This is a genomic window from Micromonospora sp. SH-82 (assembly GCF_051132485.1).
Taxonomy (GTDB): domain Bacteria; phylum Actinomycetota; class Actinomycetes; order Mycobacteriales; family Micromonosporaceae; genus Micromonospora.
Genome location: NZ_CP148049.1, coordinates 905077 through 926588, shown reverse-complemented (window position 1 = coordinate 926588; position 21512 = coordinate 905077). Strand labels below are relative to the sequence as shown.

Annotated in this window: 18 protein-coding genes and 1 pseudogene; 1 reads left to right on the top strand and 18 read right to left on the bottom strand. The window is 70.4% G+C overall.

The window, feature by feature from the left end; all coding sequences use genetic code 11:
* Positions 1 to 19 precede the first annotated feature (19 nt).
* The 17 genes and pseudogenes from WHN02_RS04305 to WHN02_RS04225 form a co-directional block, all read right to left on the bottom strand.
* Complete coding sequence (locus WHN02_RS04305) at positions 20 to 1135, bottom strand: LCP family protein (RefSeq protein WP_434742158.1); 1116 nt, start codon at positions 1133 to 1135, stop codon at positions 20 to 22.
* A 393-nt stretch (positions 1136 to 1528) separates the two neighbouring features.
* Positions 1529 to 2776: an LCP family protein gene (locus tag WHN02_RS04300; RefSeq protein ID WP_434742157.1), complete on the bottom strand. Its 1248-nt coding sequence runs from the start codon at positions 2774 to 2776 to the stop codon at positions 1529 to 1531.
* A gap of 77 nt (positions 2777 to 2853) precedes the next feature.
* Positions 2854 to 3828 (bottom strand): UDP-glucuronic acid decarboxylase family protein, encoded by a 975-nt coding sequence (locus WHN02_RS04295; protein WP_434742156.1) that lies wholly within the window; start codon positions 3826 to 3828, stop codon positions 2854 to 2856.
* Between the two features lie 165 nt (positions 3829 to 3993).
* Positions 3994 to 5670, bottom strand: coding sequence for a solute symporter family protein (locus tag WHN02_RS04290; RefSeq protein ID WP_434742155.1), 1677 nt, complete (start codon positions 5668 to 5670; stop codon positions 3994 to 3996).
* Positions 5667 to 6014 carry a DUF485 domain-containing protein gene (locus WHN02_RS04285; RefSeq protein ID WP_434742154.1) on the bottom strand — a complete coding sequence of 116 codons (348 nt, stop codon included), beginning with the start codon at positions 6012 to 6014 and terminating at the stop codon, positions 5667 to 5669. Before WHN02_RS04285 ends, WHN02_RS04290 begins: the two co-directional genes overlap by 4 nt.
* Positions 6015 to 6214: 200 nt before the next feature.
* Positions 6215 to 6763: pseudogene (locus WHN02_RS04280) on the bottom strand (flavin reductase family protein); the annotation flags it as partial.
* A gap of 4 nt (positions 6764 to 6767) precedes the next feature.
* Positions 6768 to 7346: an SRPBCC family protein gene (locus tag WHN02_RS04275; RefSeq protein WP_434742153.1), complete on the bottom strand. Its 579-nt coding sequence runs from the start codon at positions 7344 to 7346 to the stop codon at positions 6768 to 6770.
* A gap of 17 nt (positions 7347 to 7363) precedes the next feature.
* Entirely contained in the window at positions 7364 to 9082 is a 1719-nt protein-coding gene (locus WHN02_RS04270) for an ABC transporter permease (RefSeq protein WP_434742152.1), read from the bottom strand.
* Positions 9067 to 9831: an ABC transporter ATP-binding protein gene (locus tag WHN02_RS04265; RefSeq protein ID WP_434742151.1), complete on the bottom strand. Its 765-nt coding sequence runs from the start codon at positions 9829 to 9831 to the stop codon at positions 9067 to 9069. The genes WHN02_RS04270 and WHN02_RS04265 overlap by 16 nt, the downstream gene beginning before the upstream one ends.
* Before the next feature lie 28 nt (positions 9832 to 9859).
* A complete protein-coding gene (locus WHN02_RS04260; RefSeq protein ID WP_434742150.1) occupies positions 9860 to 11503 on the bottom strand; it encodes a cation acetate symporter in 1644 nt (547 codons plus the stop codon).
* A 1-nt stretch (position 11504) separates the two neighbouring features.
* The gene (locus tag WHN02_RS04255; protein WP_434742149.1) at positions 11505 to 11915 is read right to left on the bottom strand and encodes a hypothetical protein; all 411 of its coding nucleotides are present in this window, start codon (positions 11913 to 11915) and stop codon (positions 11505 to 11507) included.
* 467 nt (positions 11916 to 12382) lie between these two features.
* A complete protein-coding gene (locus tag WHN02_RS04250) occupies positions 12383 to 13648 on the bottom strand; it encodes an MFS transporter (protein ID WP_434742148.1) in 1266 nt (421 codons plus the stop codon).
* Complete coding sequence (locus WHN02_RS04245; RefSeq protein WP_434742147.1) at positions 13645 to 14220, bottom strand: helix-turn-helix domain-containing protein; 576 nt, start codon at positions 14218 to 14220, stop codon at positions 13645 to 13647. Before WHN02_RS04245 ends, WHN02_RS04250 begins: the two co-directional genes overlap by 4 nt.
* 53 nt (positions 14221 to 14273) lie before the next feature.
* Positions 14274 to 15029: a LytR/AlgR family response regulator transcription factor gene (locus WHN02_RS04240; RefSeq protein ID WP_434742146.1), complete on the bottom strand. Its 756-nt coding sequence runs from the start codon at positions 15027 to 15029 to the stop codon at positions 14274 to 14276.
* Positions 15026 to 16231 carry a sensor histidine kinase gene (locus WHN02_RS04235; protein ID WP_434742145.1) on the bottom strand — a complete coding sequence of 402 codons (1206 nt, stop codon included), beginning with the start codon at positions 16229 to 16231 and terminating at the stop codon, positions 15026 to 15028. The genes WHN02_RS04240 and WHN02_RS04235 overlap by 4 nt, the downstream gene beginning before the upstream one ends.
* A 19-nt stretch (positions 16232 to 16250) precedes the next feature.
* Positions 16251 to 17762 carry a sugar transferase gene (locus WHN02_RS04230; protein ID WP_434742144.1) on the bottom strand — a complete coding sequence of 504 codons (1512 nt, stop codon included), beginning with the start codon at positions 17760 to 17762 and terminating at the stop codon, positions 16251 to 16253.
* Positions 17763 to 18083: 321 nt separating this feature from the next.
* Positions 18084 to 18944 (bottom strand): Fpg/Nei family DNA glycosylase, encoded by an 861-nt coding sequence (locus tag WHN02_RS04225; protein WP_434742143.1) that lies wholly within the window; start codon positions 18942 to 18944, stop codon positions 18084 to 18086.
* Between the two features lie 25 nt (positions 18945 to 18969).
* On the opposite strand from WHN02_RS04225, the gene WHN02_RS04220 reads away from it, so the two are divergent.
* Positions 18970 to 20172, top strand: coding sequence for a glycosyltransferase (locus WHN02_RS04220; RefSeq protein ID WP_434742142.1), 1203 nt, complete (start codon positions 18970 to 18972; stop codon positions 20170 to 20172).
* Positions 20173 to 20244: 72 nt separating this feature from the next.
* Here the strand turns inward: WHN02_RS04220 and WHN02_RS04215 are convergent, their stop codons facing one another.
* The gene (locus WHN02_RS04215; RefSeq protein ID WP_434742141.1) at positions 20245 to 21495 is read right to left on the bottom strand and encodes a hypothetical protein; all 1251 of its coding nucleotides are present in this window, start codon (positions 21493 to 21495) and stop codon (positions 20245 to 20247) included.
* Between the last annotated feature and the right edge of the window lie 17 nt (positions 21496 to 21512).

Below are 21512 nucleotides of genomic sequence, written 5' to 3'. Positions count from 1 at the left end.
CACCGGCGTTTCGGTGAACTCACTTCCGGGTGGAGATCATGCCCGGGTTGGCGTAGACGAACTCGGCGAGCTGGTCGTTCTTGACCGCCTGGAACATCTCCAGCGACAGCGGACTGAGCGTCTCCCGCCCGGCGTCGTTGCCGTGGAAGTCACCCCCGTTGGTCCGCAACATGGTCAACTCGTTGCCGGTGACCCCGCGCATGGTGAAGACCAGGTCGGCGAGGCCGGCGTTGCCGGTGTCGAGGATGAAGGCCTTCCCGGCCGCCTTGACCAGCTCCTGGAGCTTCGCCGGGTTGGTCAGCATCCCGGAGTCGGTCGCCTTGCGGGCCATCGCCTTGATCAGCTGCTGCTGGTTCTGCTGCCTGTCGTAGTCGCCCTTCTTCAGCCCGTAACGCTGACGGGAGTAGTCCAGGGCGGCCCAGCCCTCCATCTCCTGGCAGCCCTTCTTGTGGACCACCGGGGTACGGGCCTTGCCGGTCTTCTTGGCGTCCGCGTTCCACATCGGCTCGCCGTCGACGTACGACATGTGCGCGGACTTGACCTCCTGGTTCGGGCAGATCTTCACGCTGCCCAGGGCGTCGATGACGTTCTTGAAACCGCCGAAGTTGATGATCGCCGCGCCGTCGAAGCTGACACCGGTCATCCCCTTGATGGTCTCGGCCATCAACTGGGCACCGCCCTCCCAGCCCCCGTCGTTGCGGGCACCCGCCTGGAAGGCGGCGTTGATCTTGTCGACCCCGCCGGTCCACCCGCTCTTGGTGAACGCCGGGATGTGCGCCTCGGTGTCGCGGGGGATGGAGATCAGGTACGCCTGGTCGTGCGAGGCGGGGATGTGCAGGACGATGATGCTGTCGGCGCGGACGTCGTCGGCCGCCCACCGCTCGCGGGCGTCCACCCCGAGCAGCAGCATGTCGATCGGGCCTTCGAGGCTCTCGCCGCCCTCGGCTTCGCTCTTGCCGGCACCACCGAGCAGGTTGCGCTGCTCGATGCTCCCGGTCGCCTGGTCGACGAGGGCCTTGGTGCCGGCGAGGGCGACCCCGCTGGTCAGCATCAGGACCGCACCGACCGCCAGGGTGATCTTCGCCCAGAGGGGGTCCTTCCGGCGCTTGCGCCGGGCCGGACCGACCTGGCCCATTGCCGCCTTGTCGCTTCTGGCGGCCCTGTTCTTCTTGGGGGCGTGGCTCTTCGGGACCCGGGCAGCCGGCCGGGGGCCGGTGGCGCGCTGCGACGGGATGCCCGCTGAGCCTGAGACGGATGCGCTGGTGTACTCCGGTGACCCGGACCGGCGGGGGGACTGAACCGGCATGCGTGCTCCAGTTCGCATGAGAGGGGCGGCATCACTTTACGGTTCGGGCCCCCTTCTGGCGAGTTTTTCGCTCCCGCCAGAACCGTTTTTTCCGGCTCCGCTCACTCAACTGGCCGAACGTCCAGACAGATACGACCGGACGGTGGCCGGGCTGGTTGAGTACTCAGCCGACCACCGTCCGGTGATGACGTCCGTCGAAACGAATACGAAACAGGGGGCGGCTCAGTTCTGGCCGCCACCGCCCTCCTGCTGGCCGTTCTCCCGCTCCGGCTGGTTGGCCTGCATCCACTCGGACATCTTGTCCGCCGTGATGGCCTGATACATCGCCAGCGCCTTCTCCCGGTCGGAGACCACCACCGACTCACCGTTGATGTTCTCGCTACCCAGATGGGGACTGGTGACGAAGGTGAGGTTCTCCCCGCGCAGATTACGGAACTGAAGCGCCATGTCACCGAGCGAGAACCCCTGGTCGACGGTGACCGCGTCGGTCACCGAGCGGAGGAACGAGTTCAGCCGGGTCGGATTGGTCAACGTGCCGGAACTCGCCGCCTTGTCCATCAGGGCGCGGAGGAATTCCTGCTGGTGCCGCATCCGGGCGAAGTCACCGTCCGGGAACTGTTTGCGCTGCCGGATCCAGTCCAACGCCTCGGCACCGTCCATGTGGTTGGTGCCCTTCTCGAACGTGCGGAACGGCTTGTGGATCGACGTGACGGTCCGCTCCACCTTCAGCTCGACTCCGCCGAGAGCATCGGTGACCTGCTTGAATCCGGCGAAGTCGATGGCCATCACATGGTCGATCCGAACGTCGGAGAAGCACTCCACGGTGCGGACGGCCAGCGGCAGGCCACCGAAGGCGAACGCTGCGTTGATCTTGGCTCGCCGACCCGAGGCACACTCGGCGTCGGCGCTCTCCGGGATCGGCACGTACAGGTCACGGGGGATGGAGACCAGGTACGCCTGCTGATGGTCGGACGGGATGTGCATCATGATGATCGTGTCGGCCCGCCAGTCGCTGGACTGGTCCACCGGGGCGTCCGGATCCCGAGAGTCGGTCCCGACCATCAGGATGTTCAGCGCGCCGTCGACGGTCTTGGCGGGGCGACCCCCGGTGATCGCCGAGAACGGGTCGGTCCGGGCCAGGTTCTCGTTGAGGCTGCGGGTGTAGAACCAGGCGCCGCCGCCGACGAGGAGGGCGAGCACCAGGACGAGCACCCCGAGCACCAGGGCGATACGACGCCAGCGCGGGCGGGGGCGACCCCCCGCACCACCGGAACCGTACTGCCGGCCCCGGCCGCCGGGACCACCCGGTCCACCCGGCCCGGCCGGGCCGCCGGGAGCCGGAGCCTCGTCGTGCGCCGGGTACCACTGCGCGGTCGGCCGGGCTCGCCCCGCCCCGCCCCGGGCCGACGCGCGCCCGGCATCGCGGTGCAGATACGGAACCGGCCCGTCCGCTGAACTGGTCGCTGACATGTAACTCAGGGTACGTATCCCCGGCCACAACCGCCCTCAGGCGACGTACAGGTTGACCTCCGCCGGTGGGCGGCCGGTCACCCGAGGCGCTGGCGGAAGTACTCGATGGTCCGACGCAGCCCTTCCTCGGGGCCCACCGTCGGCTCGTATCCGAGCAGTTGACGCGCGCGGGTGAGGTCGGGGCGGCGCTTCTCCGGGTCGTCCGCACTCCTGGTGACGTACGTCACTTCGGACTCGCTGTCGGAGAGTGACACGATCAACTCGGCCAGTTGACGCATGGTCAGCTCGTGCTCGGTGCCACAGTTGATCGGCCCGGTCTCGGTCGAGTCGAGCAGCAGCAGGATCCCCCGGACCAGGTCGTCGACGTAGCAGATCGAGCGGGTCTGGTTACCGGTGCCGTGCACCGTCAGCGGCTCGCCGCGCAGCGCCTGGGAGATGAAGGTCGGGATGGCCCGCCCGTCGTCGGGCCGCATCCGGGGACCGTAGGTGTTGAAGATCCGGACGATGGCAGCGTCCAGCCCACGGTGCCTGTGGTACGCCATGGTCGCCGCCTCGGAGAAGCGCTTCGCCTCGTCGTAGACGCTGCGCACCCCGATCGGGTTGACGTTGCCCCAGTACGTCTCGGGCTGGGGGTGCACCAACGGGTCCCCGTACGCCTCGGAGGTGGAGGTCATCAGGAACCGGGCACCGTCGGCGACGGCCCGCTCCAGCAGGTGCAGCGTGCCCACCGACCCGACCCGCAGGATCTCCACCGGAAGCAGGGCGAAGTCGGTCGGGCTGGCCGGGGAGGCCATGTGCAGGATCGCGTCGAACCGCTCGGCCAGTGCCGGGTCGGCCGGGAGCCCGTCGGAGACGTCCGCCTCGACCAGGGTGAACGCCGGGTGGTCGACCAGGTGGGCGACGTTCTCCTTGGAGCCGGTGACGAAGTTGTCCAGCACCACGACCGTGCAGCCACGCCTGACGAGCACGTCGACCAGGTGCGACGGCACGAACCCGGCACCACCGGTGACCAGGACGCGGTGACCGGATCCGAAGCGCGCAGCGACACTCATGGGGGTCAGCCTACAGACGCCCCGGCGGTGGCCGGGAGGCGTGGCGGTGCCCTGCCGAGGGGACCATCCAGGGCACCGCCACGCCGGATCACCCGGTCGCGACCGGCACGCCGCCCGGTCGTCGTCGCCGACCCCCGGTCGGACCGGCGACGACGACCGGGTCGTTCAGTGCGCGCCGACCCCGGTCATCGACCGGACCTCCAGCTCGGCGTACTTGTCCTCGTCGTGTTCCTTCGAGATGACCGTGCCGATCCAGCCGCAGAGGAAACCGAACGGGATGGAGAGGATGCCCGGGTTGGACAGCGGGAACCACTGCCAGTCGTGGTCGGGGAACATCGACGTCGCCGCGCCGGAGACCACCGGGGAGAAGAACACCAGGAGCACCGCGGAGAGCAGGCCACCGTAGATCGCCCACACCGCGCCGGAGGTGTTGAACCGCTTCCAGAACAGGCTGTAGAGGATCGCCGGCAGGTTCCCCGAGGCGGCCACCGCGAAGGCCAGCGCCACCAGGAAGGCGACGTTCAGGTTCTGCGCGTAGATCGACAGGACGATGGAGACCGCCCCGATGCCGAAGGCCGAGATCCGGGCGACCCGTACCTCCTGACGCTCGGAGGCCTCTCCCCGCTTGATCACGTTGGCGTAGAAGTCGTGCGCCAGGCTGGACGAGGAGGCCAGGGTGAGCCCGGCGACCACCGCCAGGATGGTGGCGAAGGCGACCGCCGCGATGATGGCCAGCATGGCGGCCCCGCCGACGTCGCCGCCGAAGAAGTCGATGCCCAGCCGTTCGGCGAGCTGCGGTGCCGCGGTGTTGCCGGCCCGGTCCTGGGCCAGGATCGCATCCCCGCCGACCAGTGCCGCCGCCCCGAACCCGAGCGCCAGGGTGAACAGGTAGAAGGTGCCGATGATGCCGATCGCCCAGAGCACGCTCGTCCGGGCGGCCTTCGCCGTGGGCACCGTGTAGAACCGGATCAGGATGTGCGGCAGGCCGGCGGTGCCGAGGACCAGGGCGATGCCGAGGGAGAGCAGGTCGACCTTGTTGTAGAAGGTCTGCGTCGCGTTGCCGGCGACCTCGACGCCGTACCGGAGCCCGGGTTCGAGGAAGGCGCTGCCCTGGCCGGACGCGGAGGCCGCGTCGCCGAGCAGGGCGGAGAGGTTGAAGTTGTACTTGGCCAGCACCAACAGGGTCATCAGCAGGGTGCCGCCCATCAGCAGCACCGCCTTGACGATCTGCACGTAGGTCGTGCCCTTCATCCCGCCGACCGTGACGTAGATGATCATCAGTGCCCCGACCAGGATGATCGTGGCGACCTTCGCCGTGTCGGCGCCCATCCCGAGGAAGGTGGTCCCCGGCCTGATGCCGAGCAGCAGGGCGACGAGCGCCCCGGCCCCGACCATCTGGGCCAGCAGATAGAAGATCGACACCGTGATGGTGGAGACGGCAGCCGCCGTCCGGACCGGCCGCTGCCGCATCCGGAAGGCCAGCACGTCGGCCATCGTGTACCGGCCCGAGTTGCGCAACAACTCCGCCACCAGCAGCAGCGCCACCAACCAGGCCACCAGGAACCCGATGGAGTAGAGGAACCCGTCGTAGCCGTACAGGGCGATCAACCCGGCGATCCCGAGGAACGACGCGGCGGACATGTAGTCCCCACCGATCGCCAGACCGTTCTGGAACCCGGAGAAGGACCGGCCACCGGCGTAGAAGTCGGTGGCCGTCTTCGTCTGCCGACTGGCCCAGATCGTGATCGCCAGGGTTCCCGCCACCAGCACCACGAACAGGGTGATGGTCAGCGTACGGGCGGTGTCGCTGTTGCCGGCCTCGGCCGCCAGGAGGGCGTTCACTTCTCACCCCCGGTGAGCTCGTCCCGGATCCGGTCGGCGATCGGGTCGATCCGTCGGCCGGCGTACCGGGAGTAGAGCCAGGCGATCCCGAACGTCGAGACGAACTGCAACAGGCCGAAGACCAGGGCCACGTTGATGTTCGTGCCGAACAACTTCGCGCTCATGAAGCCCCGGGCGTACGCGGAGAGAATGACGTAGAGCGAGTACCACAGGAAGAACGCGACGGTCATCGGGAAGACGAAGCCGCGCAGCGCGCGACGGAGCGCGCCGAACTCGTCCGACCGTTGTACGGCGAGGTACCGCTGGGCGTCGTCGGTGGACGCGGCGGACTGGTCCGTTGACATCGTGGATCACCACCTTCGGCAGGCGTGGGGTTTGGCGCACCGTAGAAAGCGCCGTCCCCGCCCGGGAAGGTCTGGATCGGCACCGGTCGACGACTGCGCCGAACGGCCCACCCCCTGCGCCCAGTGACACAGCTCACTCCGGCGAACGGTCCCCTCCCGCCACGCCACCCGGTGTGGGTACCGCCGAAGGCGTGGCGCGATCAGGTGTCGAGGGTGCGGTAGCGGCCCCGGTGGTGGAGCAGGGGAGCACTCTCCTCGGCCAGGTCGACCGCCTCGACGGTGGCCTCCACCAGCAGGCCCCAGCCGTACTCGCGGGAGGTGTCCAGGCGGCACCCGGCCCAGCCCCCGGCGTCGGCCGGCACCGGCCCGTACGGAGTGTCGGTCCACTCGCCGATGGCGAAGAGGCCACCCGGGGAGGGGAAGAGACCGGCGAACCGGTCGGCGAGCTGCCGGTGCGCGGGACCCAGTTGGGCCACGGCGAACCGGCCGGAGTCCTCCACCGCCGCCCACAGGTCCGACTCCGGGTCGACCAGCCCGAGGAGTCGATCCGGCTCCCCCTCGGCGACCAGGGTGGAGGAGACTGTCAGCCCGGCCGGTCCGGGGGCGGTCCAGAGCGTCACCGGCGCGGCGAGTCGGCCGCGCAGCCGCCGTGCGGGGGACCGCTGCCCGGTCGGTACGGCGAACGGGTCGGTGTGGTGGATCTCGGCGCCTGGCCTCTGATGATTCACGTGAAACATTGTGCCGCCGCGAACGTCACCCGTCTGCGTCTCGGGAGTCCACGGACCGGTCGGGCGGCGAGTCCACGGGTCGGTCCGCCTCTCGGGCGTCCACCGGTCGGTCGGGCGGGGTGTCGAGGGACCGTCGGGCGGCGGCGAGCACCACCTCGTCGGCGCAGCCGGCGGCGTACCCGGCGATCCGTCGTCGGATGTCCCGGCCCAGCAGCCACGTCCCGATCCGGTCGGCGACCGGTCGCAGCCACGCCGGGCGGCAGCGGAAGCTGTACCGCCAGGTGGCGACGGTGGTGTCGGGTTCGGGGCCGGGGGCGAACCGCCAACCCCCGGCGAACATCTCGAAGAACCACGGTCCCCGGACCATCTTCATGCCCACGTTCGTCGGCGGGGCGAACGAGACGTACTCGCTGACCATCGTCAGGCCGTGTCGGGACCGGGTGAAGGTGCGGACCCCCCGGCCCGGCCGGGTCGCCCCGTCGACGAAGTGCTGCTCCCGGACGAAGGGGTCCCAGCGGTACCGCACCGGCGCGACCGTCTGCGACACGGCGAAGGCCAACTCCGGCGGGACCGCGACGGTGGTCACCGACTCGACGACGGGCACGCCTGCTCCTCCACCTCTCAGCGACGCGGGGTGACGGTGGCGAGCAGCTCCGGCATCCGACGGTCCAGGACGTCACCGGCCAGGTACGCCCCGAGCCACGCCATCCCGACGCCGTACGCGGCACCGACCGGCAGGGCCAGCCAGTACCAGGCGTCGCCGAGCAGGAGCGCCGCCACCAGGATCGGCACCGCGGTGATCGCCGCGACGACCATCGACACCAGGGTCAACATGCTGCGGGCCACCCCGGCGCCGGAACTCATCGCGAACGGGTTGCTCGTCTCCGGCAGCGCGTACGCGGCCAGCACCGACAGGAAGGTGTTGACGGCCAGCCCACCCCCGTAGGTGGCCAGCAGGACGCCCAGCGTCAACCCGATCCAGCCCGGCTCGCCGAGCACCACCACCAGGACGATCGAGACGACGCCCAGCATCGGCAGGACGTACACCGAGAAGGCGGCGATCCGGGCCAGCAACTCGACCCGGCCGGGCACCCCGGCGACCACGTTCGCCGCGTACGCGCTGCCGTCGAAACCGAACTGGTTGGCGATGGTGACGGCGGCCAGGGCCCCGACGATCACCATCGACAGGCTGACGGCCACCGGGCTCGCCGACCCGAGGGCGTCGAACCCCTCGGCCCCGTCGAACTGGAACCCGGACCCGCCGACGTTGACCACCGCCGGGATGAACACCCCGATCACCGCGAGGGTGATCAGGTTGGCCCGCCGCCGGGCGTCCCGCCACCAGTACCGGCACTCCCGGGCGGTCAGCGCGCCGAACCGGGTCCGCCCGAGCCAGCCGAGGCTGCGGGGGAAGAGCTGGGTGACGGGGCTGCCGACCGGGCCGCTGTTCTTCACGGTGGCCGGGCCGGCGGTGGCCGTACCGACCATCGCGCTCTCCAACGACCGGGACCACCACAGCAGCAGCCCGACCACCGTGACCCCGGTGATCAGCAGCTTCACCAGCGCCGCCCAGGCCCGTCCCTCGGCCACGTCGATCCCGACGGTCCAGGGTGCGGCGAACGGCGTCCAACCGACCACCCGGGCCACCCCGGCCATCCGGTCCCAGTCGGCGCCCGCGATAGCGGCCACCAGAGCGATCTGCAACGGCCCGAGCAGCGCGGCGAGCACCGCGAGCCCGACGGCGGCCAGGTCACGGACCCGACGGGACCGCAGCATCGCGGCGAAGGCACTGGTCAGGGCCCGGCTCCCGGCGACACAGAGGAGCACCCCGGCGAGGACCCCGACCCCGGCGACGACCGCCGCCGCCCAGCCACCCAGCGCGGCGGCGGTGACCACCAGGCCGCAGAGGGCGAGCAGCGCGGCGACTGTGGGAAGGCTGACCAGGGCGGCGGCGCACAGACCGAGGAGCAGGGTACGGCGGGACAGCGGCAGCAACGCGAAACGGGCCGGGTCGAGGGTCTCGTCGACCCCGAAGAAGACCAGCGGCAGGAGCAGCCAGCCCACAGTGAGCAGGCCCCCGCCGATCCCGGTGACGATGACCGCGGCCTGGTTCTCGCCGAGGAGGCCGGGGGCGGCGAGGGCGAGGAACCCGCCCAGGGCGAACCAGACGGCGAAGAAGACACCGACGGCGTACAGCCCGATCCGCCAGCTCTGGCCCTTGAAGTTGTTGGCGGTGACCCGCAACTTCAGGCGGACGAAGTGCCGGGCCCTGACCGGGCGTACCGGGCCGACGTCGGTGCCGACCGGCAGGCTCCCGGTCGGGCTCACCGGGACAGCCACGACAGCTCCTCGCCGGTGGCCGTACGCCCGCCGACCACCTCGACGAAGACCTCCTCAAGGCGGCGGTCGGCGCGCACCTCGTCGAGGGTGCCGACCCGCTTGATCACCCCGTCGGCCAGGATCGCCACGTGCGAGCAGAGCCGCTCGACGACCTCCATCACGTGGCTGGAGAAGATCACGGTTCCGCCGCCGACGACGTACCGCTGGAGGATGTCGCGGATCAGCGCGGCGGAGACCGGGTCGACCGCCTCGAACGGCTCGTCGAGCACCAGGAGCCGGGGGCCGTGCAGCAGGGCGCAGGCCAGGCCGATCTTCTTCTTCATGCCGGCCGAGTAGTCGACCACGAGGGTCCGCCCGGCCTCGCCGAGGGCGAGGACGTCGAGCAGCTCGGTGGCCCGCCGGTCCACCACCGCCGGGTCCATGCCGCGCAGCAGGCCCTGGTACGCCAGCAGTTCGGCCCCGGTGAGCCGGTCGAAGAGGCGAGCCCCGTCGGGCATCACGCCGAGTAGCTGTTTGGCCCGGACCGGGTCGGTCCAGACGTCGTACCCGAGCACCCGGGCCTGTCCGTGGTCCGGGCGGAGCAGGCCGACGGCCATCGACAGGGTGGTGGTCTTGCCCGCGCCGTTCGGACCGAGCAGCCCGTAGAACGAGCCGGACGGCACGTCGAGGTCGACGCCTGCGACAGCCACCTTCGTGTCGAACCGTTTGGCCAGGCCGCGCAGGCTGAGCGCCGGGTGCTCTTCACTCATGCCCCGACCGTATCGGGAAGTGACCAGGTCACAAGCGGAGGGCTTCGGGGGCGTGGAGCCGGAGCATGATCGTGCCGACGTCGCCGGGGGTGCGGCGGCGGGAGGCGAGCGACCCGATGATCATCACGGAGAAGGCCAGCGGCACCGTCCAGGCGGCCGGTTGGGCGACGAAGGTGGCCGGCCAACCGGACAGGGGCGGCCCGAGCACCGTCACCAGGACCGCAGCCACTGCCGCTCCACCTCCGGCGACGATCCCGGCGGCGGCTCCGACGTCGGTCAGTCCCCGCCACCAGATCCCGAGGACCAGCAGTGGGCAGAAACTGGACGCGGCGACAGCGAAGGCCAGCCCCACGACCTGGGAGACGTCCAGCCCGGAGACGTTGAGGGCGAGGACCGTCGGGACTCCACCGGCGACGACGGTGGCCAGCCGGAATCCGGGTACCGACCCGCGTCCGAGAACGTCGGTGGAGATCACCCCGGCGACGCTGGTGAGCAGCCCGGAGGAGGTGGAGAGGAAGGCGGCGAAGGCCCCGGCGGCGACGAGTGCGGCGAGGGCCCGACCGGTGGTCCCGTCGCCGAGGGCCGCCCCGGGGAGGAGCACCACCACGGCGTCGGTTCCGCCGGCGACGAGCAGTTGCGGGGTGTAGATCCGGCCGAGGACCCCGTACAGGGTGGGGAGCAGGTAGAACGCGCCGACCAGGGCCAGCACCACCAGTGTGGTCCGGCGGGCGGCGGCCCCGTCCGGGTTGGTGTAGAACCGCACCAGGACGTGCGGGAGTCCCATGGTGCCGAGGAATGTCGCCAGGATCAGCGAGTACGTCGCGAACAACCCCCGGTCGTCGTCCCCGGCGGCGCTGGGCAGCAGCCAGTCGGCGGCCCCGGTCGCCACTCCGGACACCTCGGGCACCGGGTCACCGGCGGCGAAGTCGAGTTCGTCGCCGGGGCGTACCTGCCGGGTCTCGCCGTCGGGCCAGGTGAGGGTCGCCCGGTCCTCGACCACGACGGTGGTCGCGGTCCGGAACGTCGGCCCGTCGGGCGGGGTCACCGCCGGACGGCCGTCGGCCTGCCACTGCAACGCCAGGAAGATCACGGGTACGGCCAGGGCCGTCAACTTCAACCAGTACTGGAACGCCTGGACGAAGGTGATCGCCCGCATCCCGCCGAGCGCCACGTTCGCGGTGACCACCGCCGCCACCAGCAGTGCCCCGACCGGGTACGGCGACCCGGTCAACGTGGCCAGGACGAGTCCCGCCCCCTGCAACTGCGGCACCAGGTAGAGCCAGCCGATGAAGATCACGAAAACCGTGGCCAGGGTACGCAGTCGCCGCGACCGGAGCCGTACCTCGCAGAAGTCGGGAAGGGTGAACGCCCCGGAGCGGCGCAGCGGGGCGGCGACGAACAGCAGCAGGGCGAGGTATCCGGCGGCGAAACCGACCGGGTACCACAGCACGTCCACGCCATACTTCAGGACCAGCCCGGCGATGCCGAGGAAGCTCGCCGCCGACAGGTACTCCCCACCGATCGCTGCGGCGTTCCAGGTGGGGCTGACCCTGCGGGAGGCGACCAGGAAGTCGGAGGTGGTCCGGGCCAGCCGCAGCCCGTAGAAGCCGATGCCCAGCGTGATCAGGGTGACCGCCACGATCGCCGGGACCACGAGGGCGTTGCCGTCCAACTCAGGACTCCGGCCGCTGGACGAGGTCGGTGAAATCCTGCTCGTTGCGTTCGGCCAGCCGAACATATCCCCAGCCCACGGCGATGAGGAAGGGGAAGGAGGCCACCCCGAGCAGCAGCCACGGCAGGTTGACCCCGGCGACTGTGGTCCGCCCCACCGCCGGGGCGATCGCGAACAGCAACGGCAGACCGCCGAGGCCGATCGCCACCACCAACGACATCCGTACGGCCAGCGCGAGCTGCGCCCGGACCAGCCCGCGCACCAGCGCCTCGCCCACCCCCGTCTGCTCGGTCAACTCGGTCCGGGTCAGCTCGGCCGACGGTGCCCGACGAGACACCTCGGCCAGCACGATCCGGGTCCGGTGACCGTCGTCCGGGGGCCGGTGGGAAGGGAAGGGATCGAGGGCGGCCACTGACGCAGTCTCACCGCCCTCGCCGGATTGTCAAGCGTTCCCGTCCGTCCGCAGGCACCCCGCCCGGCCTTCGTGACCGGTCGTTCCTGGCGGGTCTGCCCCGGTGCTTGGTCGCAGGTCAGGATAGGTCTCGTGCACGCTGTCGAGCTGCCCCCACAGTCGGGGCACGCACGCCTCGTGAAAATCGACGAGTAGACGCCGACCCCTCAGGCGGGCCGGAAGGAACCAGGCGGGCTGAAAACATCGCCGGCCCGAACAACACAAGGAGGCCGGCAGGCATCAGGCGGGCCGCCCCTGCACCAAGCGCCGGTCCCGTCTGTGGGGGCAGGGCGGTCGAAGGGCAGGGGCGAGTAGGGATCTGGACGGTCGGACAGGTTGTGAACAAACCTGTGGAGAACTCTCCACAGCTGTGGATAACCCCGTGGACAACTCATCGTTGTTGCTGGTGTTCGGCAGTGTCGGTGCTGTCAGGTCGGGACGGTCGCGCGGTCGTGGGGGTGCCGGTCCGGCTGCGGACGGTCCAGGGTGCGCCAGGGGCCGCCGAGCAGGGGCGTGAGGACGACGAGGAAGTAGCCGACACCTACTGCGACCAGGGTGGGCGTGACGCCGAGGTGGTCGCCGGCGAGGCCGGCGCCGAGAGCCCCGAGGGGGATGGCGGCCCACGCACCGGCACCGATGACGCCGTAGACGCGGGCCCGCATGTGGGCCGGTACCCGTTCGAGTTTGACGGCACCGATGAGGGGGTTGATGGCACCGGCGGCGAGTCCGGCGAGGCCGAAGACGGCCGCCTGCACGGGGAGCGGAAACCCGGCTGCGAGGCTCCAGAACGGTGGTGCCCCGGCCAGGGCGAAGGCGGTGACGAACGTGGCGCGTCGGGGTAGTCGGTGTCCGACGGCGCTGAACGTCAGGGAACCGATCACGGCACCGCCGCCCATCACCCCGACCAGCAGGCCGAAGGCGGCTGCTCCGCCGAGTTCCCGTTCGGCGACCAGGGGAAGCAGGACGCTGGACTTCGTCGCGTCGAAGAAGTTGGTGACGAGCACGAGCAGGACGACGGCGCGCAGCAGCGGTTCGGTGAACAGGAACCGGAGCCCGGCACCGAACTCCCGCCAGTAGCCGTCGCCGCCGGACGCCTGCTCGGTGGGACGGAGGGTTGCGGGTACGAGGAGGGCGACGACGGCTGCCGACAGGGCGAACGTGGCAGCGTCGATGGCCAGGACGGTCAGCCCTCCCAGGGCCGCGACCAGCAGACCGGCCACGGGGGCGCCGACGAGTCGGGCACCGCGTTCGGTCGCCTCGTACCAGCCGACGGCTCGTTCCAGTGGAATGCCGGCGGTGGCGGCCGCCTCCGGCAACAGTGCGTTGCGGGCCGTCTGGCCGGGGGTGTCGAGCAGACCGCTGAGGAACACCAGGGCGAGCAGCGCCCAGAACGGCAGCCCGATCGTGACGTCGATCAGCGGCACCGCGGCGACTGTGACACCGGAGACCAGGTCGGCCAGGATGCTGGCGCGACGGTAGCCGATCCGGTCGACGACGACCCCGCCGAACGCGCCGCCGAGGACGACGGGGGCGGTGGCGAACGCGCCGGTGATGCCGGTGGCGGTAGGTGATCCGGTCTGCGCCAGCACGTAGAGCGGCAACGCGATGATCGTCAGCATGTTGCCGGTCATCGAGACGGCGTGCCCGATCAGCAGCCCGGCCAGCGGACCCCGGCGGTGCGGCGCGGCGTTCACCGGGGCCAACGGAACGCGTGGTAGATCAGCGCGACCCGCTCCGCCCCGGCGCGCTCCGGATCGCTGCGGGCCTCCCACCGGGCGGCCAGTGCCTCGACGTCCGCGCGCAGCTCCACCAGTTCGTCGCTGGTCAGGTGGAGGAGGTTGTCGCCGCTGGTGGTGCCCTCGACCCAGCGCGCCTCCAGGGTGGCCTCGGTGTCCAGGTACGCCTGCAACCGGTCGGCGTACCGCTGGAGGACGGCGCGGCGGAGCAGGTCCGAGGCGGCCTTGCGCTCAGGGTCGTCGAGGGTTTCCAGCGGTTCCCACGTCGTACGCGAGTGTGCCGCCTTCCACCATCGTTCCCGGCGGGTACGGGCCAGCTCGGGGGCCTGGACCACGAAGCCGTGTTCGGCGAGCTTGCCGAGGTGGTAGCTGACCGACCCCACCGCCTCGTCGACGAGGTCGCTGAGCATGCCGACGGTCTGCGGTCCACGTGCTCGAAGCTCGCCCAGGAGGCGTAGCCGGGTGGGATGGGCCAGGGCGCGCATCGCCCGGGGGTCGGTCAGGTGCAGGGCGGGAGAGGGCTCGGACATATCGACACCCTAGACCGACAACGAATGACGTACAAGAAGTCTTGTTGTTGGCGTCAGCGGGTCCAGTCCTGCTTGGCGGCGCGGACCAGGCGGTCCTTCAACTCCCGGGTGTGTCGTCGGCTGACCGGCAGCTCGGTGTCGTCCACGACCACCACGTAACCGGAGTTGACCAGGCGCAGCTCGGTGATCAGTCGGAGCTGGACCAGGAACGACCGGTGGATCCGGACGAAGCCGCCGTCCGCCCACCGTTCGGCGAGGGTGGCCAACGAGACCCGGACCAGGTGTGAACCGTCCCCGGTGTGCAGCCGGGCGTAGTCCCCCTGCGCCTCCACCCACCGGACCGCCGAACGGGGCAGCATCCGGGTGCTCCCGGCCAGCTCGACCGGGATCGTCGGATCCTCCTCGGCGCGGGCCAGCGCGGCCGGATGACTCGGCACCACCCGGGCGCCGATCACCCGGCGCAGCGACTCGGCGAGCCGCTCGGCCCGTACCGGCTTGCGGACGTAGTCGGTCGCCCCCACGTCGAAGGCGTCCGCCGCCCCGTCGTCGTACGCGGTGACGAAGACGATCGCCGGGGGCCTGGCGAACCGTTGCAGCACCCGGGCCAGCTCCATGCCGTCCAGGCCGGGCATCCGGATGTCGAGGAAGACCACGTCCACGTCGTCGTCGCGCAGGACCCGCAGCGCCTCGGTGGCGTCGGAGGCGGTGTGCAGCCGGGCGACCCGGGGGTCGGCCCGCAGGTGGTACGCCAGCTCGTCGAGGGCCGGCGGTTCGTCGTCGACCGCCAGCACCCGCAGGAACCCGTTCACGAGGTGACCCGTACGCCGGGATGGAACTTCGGCACCCGCAGGCTGACCTTCGTACCCGAGCCGACACCTGTCTCGACGACCAGGCCGAACCGGTCCCCGAAGGCCGACCGGAGCCGCTCGTCGACGTTGGAGAGGCCGACGTGCTGGCCGGAGTCGTCGCCGGGGTCGCTCCCGGCCAGGTCGGCGATCCCTGCGGTCAGGGTCGTCGGATCCATCCCCACGCCGTCGTCCTCCACCGTGATGTGGCACTCGGCACCCGCGTCCCGGGCCTCGATGCTCACCATGCCGGTGCCGGGCTTGCCGGACAACCCGTGCCGGACCGCGTTCTCGACCAGCGGTTGCAGGCAGAGGAACGGCAGGGTCACCGACAGCACCTCCGGGGCGATCTGCAACCGCACCTGCAACCGGTCACCGAACCGGGCCCGCTCGATGGTGAGGTACCTGTCGATCGACCGCAGCTCCTCGGCCAGCGTGGTGAACTCGCCGTGCGCCCGGAACGAGTAGCGGGTGAACTCGGCGAACTCCAGGATCAGCTCCCGGGCCCGCTCCGGGTCGGTGCGGACGAACGAGCCGATCGCCGTCAGCGCGTTGTAGATGAAGTGCGGGCTGATCTGGGCGCGCAGCGCGCGTACCTCGGCGCGGGCCAGCCGCTCCCGCGACGCGTCCAGCTCAGCCAGGGCGATCTGGTTTCCGGCCCAGTACGCCGTCTCCAGGGTCGCCTGCACCAGCCCCGGCGCGGGGGCGTCGTCGGCGACCGCCACCAGCGCCCCGACCACCCGTCCGGCGGCGCGCAGCGGGGCCAGCACCGCCCCGCGTACCGGGCAGTCGACCCGGTCGCAGCGCAGCTCCGCCTGACCGAGGACCGTCGACCGGTCGGTCGCCACGGTCCGCCGGGCCGCCGCGAGCAGCTGCCCGGCGTGGTGACCGCCCCGCCCGTCGAGGGCGAGCAGCTCCGCCCGGTCGGTCAGCGCCAACCCGGCCGCGCCCACCAGGGTCCGCAGATGGCGTACGGCCTTCGCCGCCCCCGCCTCTGTCAGCCCGGTACGCAGCGGCTCGGCGGCCAGCCCGACGGTGTGCAGCACCTCGTAGGTGGCCCGCTGGGTGGCGGTGGCGATCCCCCGCCGGGCCCGGAGCCGGACCAACGCCCACAGCGCCGCGCCCAACGCACCGACCAGGACCGCCCCACCGAGTGCGGCGGTCATCCCGAACCCCGGGTGCCGGTCAGTACGCGCCCTTGCGGGCCAGGACCACACCGACGGTGCGCCACAGGATGCTCAGGTCGTACGTGAGCGACCAGTTGTCGACGTAGTAGAGGTCGAGCCGGACCGCCTCGTCCCAGGACAGGTCGGAGCGCCCGGAGACCTGCCAGAGCCCGGTCATCCCGGGCCGGACCAGCAGCCGCCGCCGGACGTCGCCCAGGAAGTCACCGTCGTCGGCGGGCAGCGGACGCGGCCCGACCAGCGACATCTCCCCCTTGAACACGTTGATCAGCTGGGGCAGCTCGTCCATCGACGAGGCACGCAGGAACCGGCCCACCGGGAAGACCCGGGGGTCCTCCTTCATCTTGAACAGCATGCCGTCGGTCTCGTTCTGGTCGACCAGGCTGGCGAGTCGGTCCTCGGCGTCGACGTACATGGTCCGGAACTTCCAGACCCGGAAGGTACGCCCCTCGTGGCCGACGCGGGGCTGCCGGAAGAAGACCGGACCCCGGTCGGAGATCTTGATGGCGATCGCGATGGCCACGAAGACCGGGACGAGCGCGAGCAGGCCGAGTCCGGCGGCGGCCTTGTCCATCAGGTTCTTGGCCAGCAGGGCCGGCCCGGACAGGGTCGGCTCCTCCACGTGCAGCAGCGGCAGGCCCTCGATGGGGCGGATGTGCACCCGGGGGCCGGCGATGTCGGTCAGCTGCGGGGCCACCACCAGGTCGACCCCGGAGCCCTCCAGCTGCCAGGCCAACCGGCGCAGCTCACCGGGCTCGGCGCTGGCCGAGCCGCAGACCGCGATGGTGTCCCCGCCGACCTCCCGGACCAGGGCGAGCACGTCGCGTCCGGCGTACACCGGAACCGGCGTCTCCACCCCCCGGGTGGCGGTGTAGCCGTCGGTGAGGTGGATGGCCACCGGCACCAGCCCGGCGCTCGGAACCCGGGTGACGGCGGTGTAGACCTCCAGGCACTCCGGGAGGGTGCCGACCAGGACCATCCGGTGCCCGGCCTGGCTCATGTTGCGGCGGATGACGTGCAGCACGAAGCGGCAGAGGATCCGGTTGAGCAGGACCAGCAGCAGCGCACCGAGCAGGGCGGTGCCGACGGTGAACCGGGACAGGTCGGTCTTGGTGGCAAAGGCGAGGAAGGAGACGGCCGCGACCACCGCCACCCCGGCCCGGATCACCCGCTTGAACTCGTCAGGTCCGAGTCCCAGGTAACGCCGGTCGTACGCCCGGTTGCCCCACAGGATGACCATCCAGCCCAGCGGGAGCAGCCCGAACGCCACCGTGTAGAACCAGGTCGGGTCCTCGGCTGCCTGGTAGAACCCGGCCCGGGACTGGTCGAACGACTCGATCGCGATCAGGCTGGCGACCGCCGCCGCCCCGAAGTCCAGCAGCAGGAGCAGCACGATGTACGGGCGGTGCCAGCGGGACACCCGCCGCCGTGCCCGAGCCCAGGCCGACCGGGGAACCCCGTTGGGAGACGGAGGTGTGGGCGGCTGGATCTCGAAGCTGTCGACATGCCGCACTGCTCTGCTCCGGCCTGAGTTGGATACTGGGCGCTGGAGGCTAGTCGTCACCTCAACCCTGTCCTCCCTGACGCGTACCGCTCACGTGCCGTGAGGGCGCGGATCGCCCACCGGTTCCGTTCCCATGCGTACCCCGACCGGACGTGAACGTGCTCGACCTGCTGTGTTCGGTGGAGTTCGATGGGATCTGGCCGGTTCTGCCACGCTCGGCAGCCGGGGACCGGGCCACTATACCGGCGGAGACCGGGCGGGTGGCAGCGGCGAGCGGGGGGTTCTCCACCTGATGGGCGTTTCCCGCCGACGAACGGTAGGTGGCGTCACTCACCGTACAAGTCGGGACAACCTGCGGTCAGCGAGCGTCCGGCCGTCGGTCTGGCAGGCGGGGCAGTACTGGAGGCTGGAACCACTGAAGGAGACCTCGCGCACGGTGTCCCCACAGACCGGACACGGCAGGCCGGTCCGGGCGTGCACCTGCAACCCGGACCGCTTCTCCGACTTCAGCTCCGCCGCCCGCTGGCCCACCGAACGCTGCACCGCCTCGGTCAACACCCGACGGGTCGCGGCGTGCAGGGTGGTCAGCTGCTCGTCGGTCAGCCGGTCGGTGAGGGCGAACGGCGAGAGCTTCGCGGCGTGCAGGATCTCGTCTGAGTACGCGTTGCCGACCCCGGCCAGCACCTGCTGGTCGGTCAACACCCCCTTGACCTGCCCTCGGCGGCTCCGGATCCGCTCGGCGAAGACGGACTGGTCCACCGACAGGGCGTCCGGCCCCAGCCGGGCCACCCCCGGCACCTGGGCGGGATCGGTCACCAGGTAGACGGCGAGGCTCTTCTGGGTGCCCGCCTCGGTCAGGTCGAAACCGGAGCCGTCGTCGAGGCGTACCCGCAGGGCGATCGGCCCCTTCCCGGGGCGCAGGGGTGCGGCGGAGGGGAACCCCTCCCGGTAGTGCAGCCACCCGGCCCGGGCCAGGTGCACCACCAGGTGCAGGTCCCCGTCGACGACCACGTCCAGGAACTTGCCGTGCCGTCGGGCGTCGACGACGGTACGACCGGCCACCGCGGTCGTCGGCGGGTCGTACGTCTTCAGGGCGCTGACGGCCGCCACGTCCAGCCGGTCGACACGCCGCCCCACAGTGCGTTGTCGCAGGTAGCCGGCGAGCGCCTCCACCTCTGGTAGTTCGGGCACGAACCTAACGGTAGCGTGTCACGGCGTGAGAATCGTGGTGGCGCACAACCGGTACCGGGAAGCTCAGCCGTCCGGGGAGAACACCATCGTCGACGTGGAGACCGCCCAACTCAGGGCGGCCGGAGTCGAGGTGCTGCCGTTCGTCCGCAGTTCCGACGAGATCCCGTCCATGTCGAAGACGTCGAAGGCGCTGCTGCCGATCTCGCCGATCTACGCCCCGAAGGCGCAGGCCGACCTGTCCCGGCTGATCACCGAGCACCGGCCGGACGTCCTGCACCTGCACAACCCGTACCCGCTGCTCTCGCCCTGGGTGGTCCGGACCGCGCACAGGCACGGGGTCCCGGTGGTCCAGACGGTGCACAACTACCGCCAGGTCTGCTCCTCCGGGCTCTACTTCCGGGACGGGAAGATCTGCCAGGACTGCCGGGGCAAGACGCTCGGGGTCCCGGCGATCAAGAACCGGTGCTACCGGGGTTCGACCGTGCAGAGCGCCCTGATGGCCACCACCCTCGCCGTCCACCGGGGCACCTGGCACTCGGTGGACCGGTTCATCGCCCTCACCTCCGCCGTCGCCGACCACCTGCGTGACTACGGCGTCCCGGCCGACCGGATCGTGGTCAAGCCGAACGCGATCCCCGACCCCGGCCCGCCCGCACCGGTCGGCGAGGGGTTCCTCTTCCTCGGGCGGCTCTCCCCGGAGAAAGGCCTCGACCTGCTACTGGACGCCTGGCGGCGGCACCCCGACGGCTCGCTCGGCCCGCTGCGGATCGCCGGTGACGGCGAGCTGCGTCCGCTGGTCGAGGCGGCTGCCGCCCAGCGCGCCGACGTGACCTTCCTCGGGCCCCTGGACCGGGCTGGGGTCCGCGCCGCACTGGACGCCAGCGCCGTGGTCCTGGCCACCTCCACCTGGCACGACGTCCTCCCCACCGTGATCATCGAGGCGCTGGCCAGTGGCCGCCCGGTGCTCGGCACCAACCTCGGCGGCATCCCGTTCCTGGTCGGCGCGGACCACCCCGGCGCACCCGCCGGTGCGGCCCTGGTCCCGGGCGAGGCGGGATGGGTGGTCCCGGCGGATCCGGCCGCCCTGGCCGCCGCCCTTCCGGTCGCGGCGGCGGGGGCCGCCGCCCTGTCGGCCTCGGCCCGGTCCCGCTACGAGCGCACCTTCCACCCCGACGTGGTCACCAAACGCCTGATCGACGTGTACGCCTCACTCGCCCCCACCGCCTGATTCCTGGTCGAGACAGTTACGGAGTCATCCGACGAACGGTGACCGCCCCGGGTCTGCCGCAGCGGGAATCGCTCAGGATCTGGGCGACTGGCTCCGCCGTTCCGGCCTGCTCTGGTCGGTGCGCCAGGCTCTACCAGGTGGTTCCGTGGCGCTGGAGGTAGCACCGACCCCTCCTGGGGTCATCCAGGCGTATTTCCTCCCTCTGCTCCCAGCCGCGAACGCCACCATCGAATTCGTACTCGCGATGTCGGCTGCACGTCGGTCTTCATCCGGTCGAGCCTGTGCTTGGGTCCGCTGGGAGCCGGCTTGTTTTGCCTGGTCGATGATTTCCTGCTGTTCGGGTGTGAAGGTGACGAAGCTCCCGTTTACCCAATTGCTCAGTGTTCCGGGCGGAAGGTTGTTCTCTTCGGCGTATCCGGTCAGGGTTGTTCCGTATGCAATGCGTTTTTCTGCCCAGCTCACTGCGTGTTCGACGCGTTTCGCGACCGGGGTCCGCTGGGAGCTGGCTTGTTTCGCCTGGTCGATGGTTTTCTGCTGTTCGGGCGTGAAGGTGGCGTTTGTGCCCCCGTTCGCCCAACTTCTCAGTGCTTCGAGCGAAAGGCCGCGCGCTGCGGCGTATTCGGCCATGGTCGTTCCGTGTGCAGCGCCTTCTTCTGCCCAGCTTACGACGTGTTTGATGCGTTCCTCGACCGGCAGAATCCGTCGAGTGGCTTGTTTTGCCTGGTTGATGACATCCTGCTGTTGGGGTGTGAGGGTGGCGCCGTTGTTCCCGTTTGTCCAACTGTTTAGCGTTCCTATCGGAAGGTCGTGCGCTGCGGCGTATTCGGCCATGGTCGTTCCGTGTGCAATTCCTTCTTCTGCCCAGTTGACGGCGTGTTTGATGCGTTCTTCGACCGGGTGGATCCGGTGGGAGGCCGCTTGTTTTGCTTGGTTTAGCATTTCTTGCTCGTCGGGCGTGAAGGTGGCGCCGTTCCCGTTGACCCACCGGGCGAAGGTTGAGGGTGCAATGCCATTGATCTCCGCGTATTCGATCGTTGGCATTGGACTCCTCAGGCATTCTCGGGTCCATTTCATAGCGTGTCGAACGCGCTCTTCGGGTGAGTAGATCCGGTAATCTGAAACGCGTCTCGCTTGGTTTACCAGCTTTTTTTCCTCAATGGTGAATCTGACCCCGTTGTCCCCGTTTGTCCAATTGATCAGCGAGCCGGTCGAGATCCCGTTCTCCCTCGCGTATGCGTCCCTCGACTTTCCCTCGTCAAGTCTGGCCTGCGCCCATCCCAGGACGTGTTTCTTGCGTTCCTCGACGCTGTACTTCTCTTTCATCTGTCACCTCTGTCAGA

Excerpts from the sequence above, each read along its gene's own strand:
- WHN02_RS04305 (WP_434742158.1), bottom strand. The coding sequence starts at position 1,135 with ATGGGCCAGGTCGGTCCGGCCCGGCGCAAGCGCCGGAAGGACCCCCTC.
- WHN02_RS04215 (WP_434742141.1), bottom strand. The coding sequence starts at position 21,495 with ATGAAAGAGAAGTACAGCGTCGAGGAACGCAAGAAACACGTCCTGGGA.
- WHN02_RS04235 (WP_434742145.1), bottom strand. The coding sequence starts at position 16,231 with ATGACCGCCGCACTCGGTGGGGCGGTCCTGGTCGGTGCGTTGGGCGCG.
- WHN02_RS04245 (WP_434742147.1), bottom strand. The coding sequence starts at position 14,220 with ATGTCCGAGCCCTCTCCCGCCCTGCACCTGACCGACCCCCGGGCGATG.
- WHN02_RS04300 (WP_434742157.1), bottom strand. The coding sequence starts at position 2,776 with ATGTCAGCGACCAGTTCAGCGGACGGGCCGGTTCCGTATCTGCACCGC.
- WHN02_RS04265 (WP_434742151.1), bottom strand. The coding sequence starts at position 9,831 with ATGAGTGAAGAGCACCCGGCGCTCAGCCTGCGCGGCCTGGCCAAACGG.
- WHN02_RS04285 (WP_434742154.1), bottom strand. The coding sequence starts at position 6,014 with ATGTCAACGGACCAGTCCGCCGCGTCCACCGACGACGCCCAGCGGTAC.
- WHN02_RS04295 (WP_434742156.1), bottom strand. The coding sequence starts at position 3,828 with ATGAGTGTCGCTGCGCGCTTCGGATCCGGTCACCGCGTCCTGGTCACC.